Consider the following 12,316-nt stretch of genomic DNA (forward strand, 5'->3'; position numbering starts at 1 on the left):
TGCATAGATAGTCCCTAGAAGCCGTTTAGTTGCACTTCGTGCAGCTAAAAAGGGTGAATCTAGTGCAATTAAAGGGAAATCAGAAATTTAACTGCACGAAATACAACTAACTATCTTTTTAAGTAACTTTCTGAGGAATAGTTGCACTAAATGCAGTTAACGGATGCGTGGAGCGCATAATGATCGCTTGAAAAGCTTGATCAGTGACTATTTCCTCTGAAAGAAGATCGCCCACTCCAAAGCTTTCTCTAAATGCACTTTGTACACTTATTTCTGCGTAGATAGTCCCTAGAAGCCGTTTAGTTGCACTTCGTGCAGCTAAAAAGGGTGAATTCGGTGCAATTAAAGGAAAACCGGAAATTTAACTGCACGAAATACAACTAACTATCTTTTTAAGTAACTTTCTGAGGAATAGTTGCACTAAATGCAGTTAACGGATGCGTGGAGCTCATAATTATCGCTTGAAAAAGCTTGATCAGTGACTATTTCCTCCGTAAGAAGATCGTCCACTCCAAAACTTTCTCTAATTGCACTTTGTACACTTATTTCTGCGTAGATCGTCCCTAGAAGCCGTTTAGTTGCACTTCGTGCAACTAAAAAGGGTGAATCTAGTGCAATTAAAGGGAAATCAGAAATTTAACTGCACGAAATACAACTAACTATCTTTTGAAGGAGTATTCTGAGGAATAGTTGCACTAAATGCAGTTAACGGATGCGTGGAGCTCATAATTTTCACTCAAGAAATGTTTGTTTTGTGAACGTACGGATCATATTCGGTAGTATAAAATAATAATAACTAATTATGATATATGCTTCATTTTTACATCTCCCTTAATATGAAATTAAAGAGAGGGGCGTGGAAAATGAACTTTAATTTTAGAAGCTACCGTTCTGAAGATCTGCTAAAGGTACGTCATTTTCTTATACAAAGTTACAGTAAGCTAAAGACTCCAAATACCTGGCTTATAGACCGCTGGGAATTTGTTGTTTTTTTTCAGGAGACGAGAAGTGGAACGCTGGAGCAGTGGGAACAAAAAGTGGGCTTATGGGAGTATGACAATGGAGAGCTTGCAGCTGTAGTGTGCAGGGACGATGGGTTCTATTTTCAGTGTGCTGAGATGAATCCTCCGGAAAAATTACTTGAAGAAATGTTTGCTTTTGCTGAACAAAAAGCTGAGGAAGAGAACGGTGGTTACGTAGAGCTGTATGTGCCAATACCGGAGAATATGACCTCTGCGGCGGAGGTTGCTCGTAAGAGGGGGTATCATCAAACGGGTGGTAAGGAAAGCGTAAACTCCTTGCGATTGGATAAGGAATTTCCTGTGGAGCTCCCCTCTGGCTTTAGAATATGCAGCGGAGATGAGATCGAAGTTACTGCAAAAGCGCTCGGACATATCATGGCCTTCGACTATGCAGAAACGGCGGAGGCAGAGCTCACGCTGCTACATTATGGGAATATGAGTAACGCTCCAAGCTATAATCCGCAGCTCGATCTTAGCGTTGTGAATGACGCGGGCGAAGTGGTTTCCTTTTGTAATATTTTTTGGGACAGCAGCAATAGAATTGGTGCTCTGGAGCCTGTAGGCACATCCATTAATTATCGAAAGCTGGGACTGGGACGGGCGGTTCTACACGAAGGATTTAACCGTTTAAAACAACTCGGAGCTAGTAAAGTTTACGTAGGTTCTATGCAGCCTTTCTACGAGAAATTGGGCTTTACTACAGAAGTTTGGTTGCAGGTGTGGGAATATTCAGGTCACACAGATTAAGTTGCACCGGCTGCCCCCGACATTGGATCTGTCAGCAGTACCTAAACTGGCAACGTTTTATGAAAAATCCCCTTGATGGGTAAGTCATCAAGGGGATTTTTGGGTTTGAGCTCGGCAATCATATGCTGCACAGTAATCTCATACGTCGCACAGCAATCATACCGCCATAGCAATTATGCGCTGCAAACTGCCTCTGATTGCACTTTGTACAATAGAATCGTATATTCTTAGTAGCCGAAGCCGAGCAGTAGCTGAGCCAAGCCAAATCACAAAGCTCAGCACTCGCAACTAGCCGTCTGGCCAAGAGATTTTATTGATATTTGACTACAATTGCATTGCTGATCTGACGCCCAGGGGACGTAAGATATTTGCCGTTGTAGTAGAGCCCGCTGGATGCACCACCATCCAGATTCATGGCTTGATACGCTCCAGCTTGCTTCATCATTTCTGCCAGCTGTGGGATGGTGGCTCCACCAGTGGTCAGCAGAATGAGCTTATGGTCACGTGTTAATCCGAGCGCGCTGCGGGCTCCGCCGCCGGTTAAGATTTTCGGATCCTTGAAGCCTTCTGCCGCGACATTAAGGGATACCTTACCGTTCACAAGAAGACGCGGGCCGGCTTGAAGAGCTCCTTCCATGGAGCCGGAAGCGAAGCGGCTTGTGAAATCCAGCCCAGGAATCAGTGACGCCAGATGGTTGCTGTCATAGGTAAAAATCGTCCGGCGATCCCCGGAGCTATTTTTAAGCATTTTTCCGCCGCTGACAATGTAACCGTATGGAGCTTTGTATGCTCCTTTTGTATAGGCATCAAAAAATGTTCCGTTAATCGCAACTACGGCATTATTACGTTTAGCCAGACTGCTTAGGTCCTCCACTTTTCCGACCGTATTTCCAGCCAGTACGACATCAAGTTTCACCTTAGGATGCAGCAGGGACACTGTAACCGTCTGGGCTTTGAAGGATCTGCCGCCAACTTTGAAGGTTTTACTAGCGCTGACAACTGGTGAAGAATCCGCTTTGATTAGTGCGCCGGACTGTACAGGAACAGTGGTTGCAATATCATTACTCTTAAGGGTTAATGAAGAGGCTTCCTTATCCCAAGTTAATTGAATGCCAAGCGTTGTGCTGATAAAAGACAACGGGATATATACCGTGCCATTATCACTGAAAGCAAGATCAGTTAGTGTAACCGACTTTTCATTGACGAGCGCAGCGGTTTGACCTAATGTAAGCGTTATGGTGGTGTCTGCATTCGTAATGCTTATACGTTTTTCGTTAGGATTCCATACAGACTGTATACCAGTGAAGCTATTTAAGAGACGCAGTGGTATGTATGAATGGTTATTCTTGTCCACATAGACGGTGTTTTTAGGAACTGGTGTTGCACCAACAGTGGATGGGCAAGTGGCGACAAGTGGAACGAGCAGTAAGAAGGTAAGAAACAGAGTGGACCCTAGCTTTTTCATCATAAACAATTACTCCTTATCTTGTAGCTGTTGTAAAAAACGACAAGGTTTATTATACCTCATGTTCAAAAACTTGGATAACCTTTATTTTTAAATGTTCATAGGGTGAATCTGATAGAATATAGATTATATTATTTATATTAGCACTGAAATTGCACTGAGATTAGCACCATAACCAGCATCACAATTGCCACTAGACTCAATAGCTAAAAGGAGATTTTTATGACTACGATAGGTTTAATTCGCCATGGAAGTACCGCGTGGAATAAAGAAGGCAGAGTGCAAGGGCATACGGATAATTCATTGGATGCTGAAGGCCTGCAACAGGCACAACTACTGGCTGAACGTCTTAGCACAGAACAATGGGATTACATATATTCAAGTGATTTACTCAGAGCGCGGCAAACGGCAGAGGTTATTGCAGAAAGATTAGGCCTTGAGATCACGGGTTTAGCGCCGGGCATTCGAGAGATGTATGCGGGACTTATTGAAGGAACTACGCAGCAAGAGCGGATTGAACGATGGGGAACCGATTGGAAGACGTTAGATTTGGGTTTGGAAACTCCAGAAGCCAGCGAGCTCAGAGGCAGCGAAGTGATTGAAGAAATTGCGGCGAGACATTCAGGCAGTCATATTCTGATCGTTAGCCATGGTGCAATTTTACGCAGCAGCCTTAGAAGACTACTTCCAGAACTGGACGGCACAGTATTATTGAACAATACGTCAATTACGCGAATAACAAAATCCGAATCGGATGGCTCCTGGAACTGCGAGTTATATAATTGTGCGCGGCATTTGGAGAAAGAGTAAGTGTTCAGATAATGTTCAGAGCTTTTTTATATATTGGTATCGCAGTACAGTAAGCTAATTATTTGTAGTTCAGAAGGATGTGCGAATTAAAGGTGGTAGAGGTTCAGATTTATTTACAAACGTTAATGTCCATTATCATCGCAGGGGTTGTAGGTTATTTAGTATTGAGATTTTACCGGGATGTTGCTAGTAAGGAACCAAAACAAAGAGCGGTTTATACGGGCCTTTCCATTATAACTATCGTCGTTGGATTGTGGGCAATGCATCAGCTAGGCAAAAAAACCTTAGAAGAAACTATAGAGGTCAATGGGGGGATTTTCACTCCGTTATTGATATACGCGCTTACGATAGCTGTTTTAATGTTTTTGCTTACACGGCTGAACCTTGTTTTGGCGGAAAGAGAGCAGCTTAAGGAACTTGCCTATAAGGATGGCTTGACGGGGCTCTTAAACAAGAATGGAATGGATCACTTTTGGGATCGCTGCAAAGTAAATGAGCAACTAGCCGTATTGTTTATGGATTTGAACCGGTTCAAATCAATCAATGACAGCTTAGGACATCATGTGGGCGATTTACTGCTGCAAGAGGTGGGAGGAAGGTTAAGTCAATTCTCCAGCAAAAGAAAACGCCATATTTTCCGCATAGGCGGCGATGAATTTGTGATTGTAGCTAAAGGCTGCAATCAGAAGGAAGCGGAGCAGTTAGCGGTGCAGATTCTGGAGAAGACGACCAGACATTATCAGCTGGGAGAGCATAACCTCTTTGTATCTGCGAGCATAGGCATCAGCATTAGTCATGGCAAGGTGGATCATTTCAGGCTGCTGCACGAAGCAGATACAGCGATGTACACCGCCAAACAGCTGGGTACAGGTCGTTATTCAGTTTATAAAAATTAGTTTGTTAAGTATAAAATATAAGCGTCAGCCTTGGACATAAATGGATGTCTAAGGCTGACGCTTTTTTTTAGGCTCCCGGTGTGTGAAACTTGTGGGGGACTTGCTTGCGTCCCTTCATCAAGAAGAGGCAGAGCAGGGCAACCGCCATACTAATCGCTGCTACATAAAACAGGATGGAGTAATCAAAAATATCAATCATTAGCCCCAGCAAAGGTGGCGAGCTGATCGCTGCCAGTGAAGAGACCAAATAATACATCCCTGTTCGAGTACCGATACTCTCCTCAGTTCCCGTTGCAACAACATAAGGATAAGAGTTGATGTTGATACAAGCCCAGAAGATTCCTCCTGTCAGGAGTAACGCTCGAAGCACCAGCAGGTCCTGTGCAAACCCAACAAGCGCAAAGACCGTCATCAGGCCACATACGCCGACGATAATGATCTTCTTTTTCCCGAATCGCCCACCCAGCCAACCGCTCGGAATAGCGAACAGCACAAAGGCAAGGGAGAAGAAGGTAAGGGAGAAGGAGGCTGCTTGTTCACTGAGGCCCAGATGGTTTTTGCCATACAATGTAAACAAGGTTTCGACCCCTTGATAAGCTACAAACCAGAAGAAAATCGCTGCCAGTAGAAAGACTGTAGTACGATCCAGCTGGCCGCGAAAGGAGACTCTGGAAGGCTTAACTATCGTCGCAGAAGGGCTCCCCGCTGTATCGGATAGAAGCGTAGGGCTTATATTCACACCATCCCGTTTTTCTTTGATGAAGCGCGATACGATAAATAGACATAACAGGGTAATCAGTCCAGCAACGAGAAATGGCAGCGCAGGATTTGATTTATAGAGGATCGAACCCACGCCAAAAGCCAGAATTGATCCGAATCCACCCATGAAATTAATTAATCCGTTAGCCTTTGTACGCTGCTCTTCAGGTGTTATGTCGGGCATGAGAGCGACGGTAGGGGAACGGTATAAACTCATGGCTAGATTCATCAGCATCATAAATAAAAGCAGTGTAAATAGTCCGGTATGAAACGGAATCAGCATAGTCAGCACGGCAGCGAAGGGCATACCGATCATAAGATAAGGCATTCTGCGTCCAAAACGCGAGGTCGTGCGGTCACTCCGATTGCCGATCCAAGGCTGCAAGAATAAGGCGAAGTAATTATCAATCGTCATCATGAAGCTGATTAGGGCCACGCTATGTACATATTTTTCGAGGAAAAAAGGTACAAATGCGTTATACAGACTCCATGTAATGCTGATGCTGAAAAAGCCGAATCCGAGCAGCCAGACTTTTTTCACACCATCACACTCCCTTGTCAGCCAGAAGTCCAGCGAGTAGGTCTGGATGATCGGTAATAATGCCTGATACACCAGCTTCAATTAAATATTTCATCCGCTCGGGATCGTTAACGGTCCAAGGATGGTAGACAACGCCATGCTTCGCCGCTTCTTCGACGAATTCAGGCAGTACTGCAAAATGATACGCATGCAACGCAGTCGCTCCAAGTGTAGCTGCATAATCCCAAGGACGATACAAGCCTTCCCCGTACAGAATTCCTGTTCTGATCTCCGGTGCCAGCGACTGACAGTAAGCTAGTGAATAATGGTTGAAGCTCGAAAAAATGACGCGATCGCTCATCTTGAAATCACGTACGGCCGCGATCACTTTTTCCTCCATACCCGGATATAAAAAAGTGCCATTTTTAAGCTCGATATTTAGGATGGTATCTCTACCTTGCAGCAGATCTAATAAATCTTCCAGCAATGGAAGGCGCTCATCTTTGAATTCAGGTCCGAACCATGAGCCTGCATCCACTTCCAGTAGTTCTGCGAGTGTATGATCCTTCACATAGCCGGTTCCGCTTGTTGTGCGGTTTAGAGTTTCATCATGAATGAGGACTAGGCCGCCATCCTTGGTCATTTGTACATCAGTTTCTATTCCGGTTGCACCCAGCTCAAGACCTTTGCGAAATGCTGCCATAGTATTTTCTGGACACACTGCCGACGCTCCACGATGCGCAAAATTAATGATGTTGTTCATAAGTTATTGTCCCTCCAACCTTAGTGTTTGCTATGCCCCTATAGATGGGGGCTACTTGTCATATTCCACAGAGAGTAAAGAAACCCTGTCTGGAATTTTAAATCAGTTATTCATAGCGCCATACGGGATTCGTTCCAAAAGTCCAGCTTCATAGATGCTCCGCAGCTTCAGCTCGGGCATATGAATATAACCGATATAACAATCGCATACCTTCATTCGGCAGCTTCTAACCGCAGAGAGACCCTCTAGCCCATCACGGTAAAGATTGCCTATGACCCCTCTGTCCTTATAGCAGCGTTTCACAAGCCCAGCGCCCTGTACGTAAAAAACATCTTTTCCTGCATTGCAGGCTTGGCCAAGGCTTTCATAATCCATAGCATTCACAGAAAAATGTGGATCAATCTCGCTAAGGAAGACAAAATCCTCAGCTGTATAATAATCAGGTTTATCTTTGTAAGCATTGACCCATAAGTACACGTTCTCTGGTAACGCAGAACGAAGTGAAGCTATCGCTGAAAAAGCGCTGCGTATTCCAACGCTTCCCACACTAAATGGAACGTCGTTCTCATATAAAGTCAAACATTGCGCCAGAAATTTATCCTCCCGCACTTGTCCGGGGTGGTAGGTGGCCCAAAAGGCCACTTTTTTACGATTCAGCTGGGAGATGAAACCCAGGTTGGCAGATAGGTTGGTCTGAATCGCTACCTTCTCTACATGGTCCATATTGGAGAGGGCAATCATTGCTTCTTTGTACCAGCGATGAATTAGCCCTTCGCCATAGGGATTAAAAAATATAGAAAGCCGATGACCTGCCGCACCTTGCTCAGAGGCCCACGCTACGAAGGCTTCCAGCCCCTGGCGGTCCTTGGCGAGCGTAGCTGCGCTGTCTCTTGTTTTGCCAAAAGGACAATAGGGGCAATCATAGTTGCAGGACGTGAGGGAACCGCGGTAGTAGAGGACCGCATTCATGGCAATACGAACCTTTCCATCTGCTCTCGGATCTCCCCAGAAATAAACCAATCCCCAATCGAATCAGAGTAACCCATCCCTTCGGTGGTAAGGCGCAGGATGCCATCTTCCTCCTGCCCAAGACCGGAATGAAGCAGGTTGGACAGCTCAGGATAATCGCTCCAGAGCGATTGACCGAAACGCTGGCTGTAATCTTCAAGCTTCAGCCCTTCGCTATGTAGAATCGCCTTCAGAATAAAGCGGCGTTTCTGTTCTTCAAGACTCAGCACAATCCCGTAATCCGCAGTATCGTAACGATCCGTCGCAACGTAATCAGCAATAATGCTCTCGGTTGCTTTACGGCTTACCCCATAACGGGAAGCGTAATGCACATGGCGGGTGTAGGATCTTGCTCCGCAGCCCAATCCGACCATTCCTTCTTCTTGGCAGCTATAATCGAGAATGGGTTTAGCTGTTCCTGCGTCTTCCTTGGCGAAACGACGCATGGAGTATTGGCGATATCCTCTCGCTCTAAGCAGCTGCCCAGCGGCTTTGTAGCAATCTAGGCGAATATCGTCCTGACGCTGGATATCACCAGGCTTCACAATCGTATGCTCACGGGTGTAGAGCGGATAGATGAAAATTTCCTCTGGCTCAAAGCTGATCGCTTGATTGAGCGAATATAGCCAAGAGTCGACCGTCTGCCCCGGAAGCCCGTAGATCAGATCTAAATTCAGTATGGGAAAATCATATTTCCCCAGCAGCTCTAGTGCCCGATATACCTCATCCGGATTTTGTGGGCGATAGATGGCCGCCGATTCAGCAGCGACAAAACTTTGGATGCCCATGCTGACCCGATCCACCGTATACTCTTTTAGAATATTCAGCTTCTCTTCGGTAATCGTCTCCGGTGAAGTTTCTACTGAGATGGAGGCTGTATTTGTGTCCAGTCCCATCGTATCAACGGCAATGTGGAACAAGCGGCGGAGCTGATCTGCTGCCAGCAGGGTGGGAGTTCCACCGCCGATCGCAAAACGCGCATAAGGTTTATGTCTGGTGAATTCCGCCCATTGCTTTGCTTGGCGTTCCAGGGCATCCACGTATGTGGCATGAACATTTGCGCGTTTATCAGGCAGGGTAAATAGGTTGCAGAATCCGCAGCGTGCGCCACAAAACGGAATATGCATATATAGAAAGAAAGATTCCGCAGGCTCATCACGCCAGAGTGTTTCTAGCGGCATCGGAGGCTGCAAATCCCTGTAAGCCGTTTTGTGTGGATAGGAATACAGATAAGAACGGTAAGGGTGAGCAGTAATGCTGTCTTTCCACTTGTGAAGCTCTTCTAAAGAGAAGGACGATAACGTCATATCAGTTCTCCATCCTTTCCTTGTTATAAATATTATAAAATAAACTCCCGATAAGGGACGTTCCATACCGTCTCGTGGGCAAGGCGATGCCCCTGATAGCCATCTTCCCCATAAGCGGTTCCATGATCTGAAAAAGCCAGGCAGAAGACCGGATTGCCGCGTTCCCGGAACGCATCGAACAACCGGCCCAGTTCACCGTCCACATAACGAAGAGCGGCGCGCTGGCTGTCTACGGAGTCTTTTTTAGCACCAGGTACAAAATAATGATTTGGTCCGTGAATGGCAGAGACGTTGAGGAACATAAACAATCTTTGCTCGCTAGGAGTATCCTTTAGCAGCTTCAAGGCATGGTTCACCTGATGCTCTGTGGAACGCGGATTGGTCACACCGAAGGTCATCCGCCAGTAGCTTTGCTGGAAATAGCTTGGCAACACACGAGCGAGTGGATTTTTTTTGGTGAAAAAAATAACACCTCCAATACAAACCGTGCGATAGCCCTCGGCAGCAAGTCCTGACACGATATCCGGCGTATCGAACAGCCATGTATGAGGATGCGTCTTCATTCCGGTATTTCGGGAATGGAACATACGGATATGCTCAGTCTTATCCGTTGTAGCTGGAGTAGGCAAGAAGCCGCCGAAAAAAGCGTGATGGGCCGCATAAGTAAAGCTGCCGGGAGTATGTCTTTTCTCCCAGGATCCCGTTCCGCACAGGTTCGGGCAGTTCGCTTCCTCCATAGTAGCTGCATCGTATCGAAGGGTATCAAGTGTGATCATTAGAATGTCATGGGTGCCAACGATAGTGTTCATATCCATTAAGAGGATCCTTCCTTTATAAGCGGTGTTGAGGGATGAGTAATATAGTCTCTGGCGGTCAATACCTTCATTTCCCATTCGTAGGTGCTGCAGCCACGGTATTTCACATCGTACAGCAAATCGCCAAAAGGATTAACATCGGCGACAAAACACTGCTGCGATCCTCCAGATATCAGCACGTCTATCCCGGCAACTCCAGAACGGGGAAATGCCGCCAGCGCTTGCAACGCGGTATTTCGTACCTGCTCCTGTATGAATTCTGATAAACCGGCTTCTGAAGGAGACATCCGCTGGCTGCGTAAATGCAGATTCGTAATTGGGGTGGAACTTACACGAGCAATTGTATGACAGGCCTCACGGAGAACCACGAGCTGGCGGATATCGAAGGCTTTGCCGTTATGGCCGATCTTAGGGATCCATTGCTCGGCATAACCACCATGCCGATAAATCCAGTTAATAATGCCGGAGATCGTGGCGGTATCTGTGTATCGCCGCAGTTTACCGGAATTATAGTAAATGGGCGGTCGGGTGATGTAATTCTCGACCCCCACTGTAGTTAAGGCAATTTCGGCACCTGTAACGGGATGGAGCTGATAGGCGATCACCCCGGAAGCGGCAGAGCCGAAGGCTAGCTTAATGAATACCCGGTGCATTCGCCGGGAGATCATCATCTCACGGAGAGAGGCATAGTCGGTAGGCTGCTGTTCCTCGCCTAATGGACGAGGAATAGGGATGCCTGCCTCACTCAGAATCTGTTGTGCCCGCCGTTTATCGGTCATGGCCGCAATGTCAGCGGGGTCATTTAACCATAGCGAGCCTGGACAAACCTCTTTGGCTTCGCGCTGTAGTCTAGCCAGCATGCGGCAATAACCGCGGAACCATTGCGAAGGATGATGCAGGACACCCTGCATCTCCTTCAATTGATGGGCTACCTTCACACGGAGTGGGCGCGGATCAGGTCTTTCAGCGTAGGGATGCAGCGAATCGTCAACATCAACGGCATCAGGTGCGCCAAGAGCGATTAAGGCACGTTCTACTTCAAAGCTGCTGCCAGGCGATTCCAATCTCAGCAGCGGGGGAGCCGTACTGAGATCTATTCCGTTATAAACAGCCGGCTGGCTGGATAACTGCTGCTTCTGCACTTCCAGCAGATCACCTAACGATTGGCCTTGCAGAAATTCAGCGTACGATAAAATGATGGCAGGTGGCATTCCGAGATCGGAACGTGCTTGCTGAATGCCGCTAGTCCGTTTATCCCCAGGAATACCGATAACGATCATCGGCCGCATAGGGGGCTCACTCTGTGATGGAAGGATAACGCCAGTCTTCCTCATCATCGCTTTCCTGTTTGTCGCTGACATCGACAGGTAATCCACTCTGCTGCCACCGGCTGATCATCTCGTCGGACATAAAATGATGGCTTAGATTCAATGCTTTTAGTCCCTTGATTCTCTCGCTGGCAAGAAGCAATTCAGCACCTTCGTCGCTGAGGGTACCCAGAGATAGATCTAGCGTATCCAGCTGATCTAAGATAGGCGCATTTGCTACTGCACCGGCGATTTCATCTTGTATTTCGCTATTTTTTAATCCCAGATAGGTAAGTTTAGGGAACTTTCCTACTTCTATAAGAGGTAGAATATCTGCGAGGCTTCCGTCAAAGCCGTAGTTATCTACGCCAAGATAGAGTTCCAGCTTGCGTAAATTCGGCAATTGGCTGGCTGCAATATTTTCAAGTACGGCTTTACTTAAGCCGCCACTAATAATTATCAGTTCCTCCAGCTTGTCATGCTTTAGCTCTGAGAGGCTCAGCTCATTCCCGCCTTGAATCGTGAGTGATTGTAATTCTGGAAAAGCAGGGAGCAACGGTGATAGATCGCTTTGGGTAATCCATGAAATCTCGCATTCCTCATAGCCCATCTCACCAATAAAAAGCTTGCGTAAAGCCGGGAAGCTGGCGCTATGCGTAACCAGTGCCTCTACAACCTCTTCCGAGCTATTCTCGTAGGCTTGCCCCCAATCACCGATAATTAGGCTGGTCAGCGACGCACCTTCAGGGCTGCTGCTTAACTTCTCAATTGCTTCGCCAATTCTTTGACCTTCTTCGAATTCGTCGTATCCAATACTAAGCTTTACTTCCGTCATGGGTGTTCCCTCCCGGAAAAATTTAACTTCGAAAATACCCTATCATCTGTAGCCGAGGGAGT

At 46.6% G+C, this 12,316-nt stretch carries 11 protein-coding genes; 3 read left to right on the forward strand and 8 right to left on the reverse strand.

Going from position 1 to position 12,316, the window contains the following annotated elements; all coding sequences use genetic code 11:
• Window positions 1–863: 863 nt before the first annotated feature.
• A complete protein-coding gene (locus tag MKY54_RS05710) occupies window positions 864–1,769 on the forward strand; it encodes a GNAT family N-acetyltransferase (RefSeq protein ID WP_076129573.1) in 906 nt (301 codons plus the stop codon).
• Window positions 1,770–2,079: 310 nt separating this feature from the next.
• Here the strand turns inward: MKY54_RS05710 and MKY54_RS05715 are convergent, their stop codons facing one another.
• Window positions 2,080–3,234 carry a phosphodiester glycosidase family protein gene (locus tag MKY54_RS05715; RefSeq protein WP_076195197.1) on the reverse strand — a complete coding sequence of 385 codons (1,155 nt, stop codon included), beginning with the start codon at window positions 3,232–3,234 and terminating at the stop codon, window positions 2,080–2,082.
• A gap of 222 nt (window positions 3,235–3,456) precedes the next feature.
• Between MKY54_RS05715 and MKY54_RS05720 the strand changes: the two genes are divergently transcribed.
• Window positions 3,457–4,044, forward strand: coding sequence for a histidine phosphatase family protein (locus MKY54_RS05720; RefSeq protein WP_339189881.1), 588 nt, complete (start codon window positions 3,457–3,459; stop codon window positions 4,042–4,044).
• Window positions 4,045–4,121: 77 nt separating this feature from the next.
• Entirely contained in the window at window positions 4,122–4,940 is an 819-nt protein-coding gene (locus MKY54_RS05725; protein WP_081383526.1) for a GGDEF domain-containing protein, read from the forward strand.
• 67 nt (window positions 4,941–5,007) lie between these two features.
• On the opposite strand, the gene MKY54_RS05730 is transcribed toward MKY54_RS05725, so the two are convergent.
• The 7 genes from MKY54_RS05730 to MKY54_RS05760 all read right to left on the reverse strand — a co-directional run bounded on the left by MKY54_RS05730 (window position 5,008) and on the right by MKY54_RS05760 (window position 12,254).
• Window positions 5,008–6,240, reverse strand: coding sequence for an SLC45 family MFS transporter (locus tag MKY54_RS05730; RefSeq protein WP_036680370.1), 1,233 nt, complete (start codon window positions 6,238–6,240; stop codon window positions 5,008–5,010).
• Window positions 6,241–6,244: 4 nt separating this feature from the next.
• On the reverse strand, window positions 6,245–6,982 hold the full coding sequence (locus MKY54_RS05735; RefSeq protein WP_076129570.1) for a glycerophosphodiester phosphodiesterase: 738 nt from the start codon (window positions 6,980–6,982) through the stop codon (window positions 6,245–6,247).
• 102 nt (window positions 6,983–7,084) lie between these two features.
• Entirely contained in the window at window positions 7,085–7,951 is an 867-nt protein-coding gene (locus MKY54_RS05740; protein WP_076186782.1) for an STM4011 family radical SAM protein, read from the reverse strand.
• Entirely contained in the window at window positions 7,948–9,297 is a 1,350-nt protein-coding gene (locus MKY54_RS05745; protein ID WP_076129568.1) for an STM4012 family radical SAM protein, read from the reverse strand. The genes MKY54_RS05740 and MKY54_RS05745 overlap by 4 nt, the downstream gene beginning before the upstream one ends.
• Window positions 9,298–9,329: 32 nt before the next feature.
• On the reverse strand, window positions 9,330–10,112 hold the full coding sequence (locus MKY54_RS05750; RefSeq protein WP_076129567.1) for an STM4013/SEN3800 family hydrolase: 783 nt from the start codon (window positions 10,110–10,112) through the stop codon (window positions 9,330–9,332).
• Window positions 10,112–11,401, reverse strand: a complete 1,290-nt coding sequence (locus tag MKY54_RS05755; RefSeq protein ID WP_076129566.1) for an STM4014 family protein — start codon at window positions 11,399–11,401, stop codon at window positions 10,112–10,114. Before MKY54_RS05755 ends, MKY54_RS05750 begins: the two co-directional genes overlap by 1 nt.
• Before the next feature lie 7 nt (window positions 11,402–11,408).
• Window positions 11,409–12,254, reverse strand: a complete 846-nt coding sequence (locus tag MKY54_RS05760; RefSeq protein WP_076129565.1) for an STM4015 family protein — start codon at window positions 12,252–12,254, stop codon at window positions 11,409–11,411.
• Window positions 12,255–12,316: the final 62 nt, after the last annotated feature.

The sequence above is a fragment of the Paenibacillus sp. FSL P2-0121 genome (genome assembly GCF_037975345.1).
Lineage (GTDB): Bacteria > Bacillota > Bacilli > Paenibacillales > Paenibacillaceae > Paenibacillus_AQ > Paenibacillus_AQ odorifer.

Coding starts and splice junctions, on each gene's coding strand:
- MKY54_RS05750 (WP_076129567.1), bottom strand. CDS start 10,112: ATGGATATGAACACTATCGTTGGCACCCATGACATTCTAATGATCACA.
- MKY54_RS05735 (WP_076129570.1), bottom strand. CDS start 6,982: ATGAACAACATCATTAATTTTGCGCATCGTGGAGCGTCGGCAGTGTGT.
- MKY54_RS05710 (WP_076129573.1), top strand. CDS start 864: ATGAACTTTAATTTTAGAAGCTACCGTTCTGAAGATCTGCTAAAGGTA.
- MKY54_RS05725 (WP_081383526.1), top strand. CDS start 4,122: ATGTGCGAATTAAAGGTGGTAGAGGTTCAGATTTATTTACAAACGTTA.
- MKY54_RS05760 (WP_076129565.1), bottom strand. CDS start 12,254: ATGACGGAAGTAAAGCTTAGTATTGGATACGACGAATTCGAAGAAGGT.
- MKY54_RS05740 (WP_076186782.1), bottom strand. CDS start 7,951: ATGAATGCGGTCCTCTACTACCGCGGTTCCCTCACGTCCTGCAACTAT.
- MKY54_RS05755 (WP_076129566.1), bottom strand. CDS start 11,401: ATGCGGCCGATGATCGTTATCGGTATTCCTGGGGATAAACGGACTAGC.
- MKY54_RS05720 (WP_339189881.1), top strand. CDS start 3,457: ATGACTACGATAGGTTTAATTCGCCATGGAAGTACCGCGTGGAATAAA.
- MKY54_RS05745 (WP_076129568.1), bottom strand. CDS start 9,297: ATGACGTTATCGTCCTTCTCTTTAGAAGAGCTTCACAAGTGGAAAGAC.
- MKY54_RS05715 (WP_076195197.1), bottom strand. CDS start 3,234: ATGAAAAAGCTAGGGTCCACTCTGTTTCTTACCTTCTTACTGCTCGTT.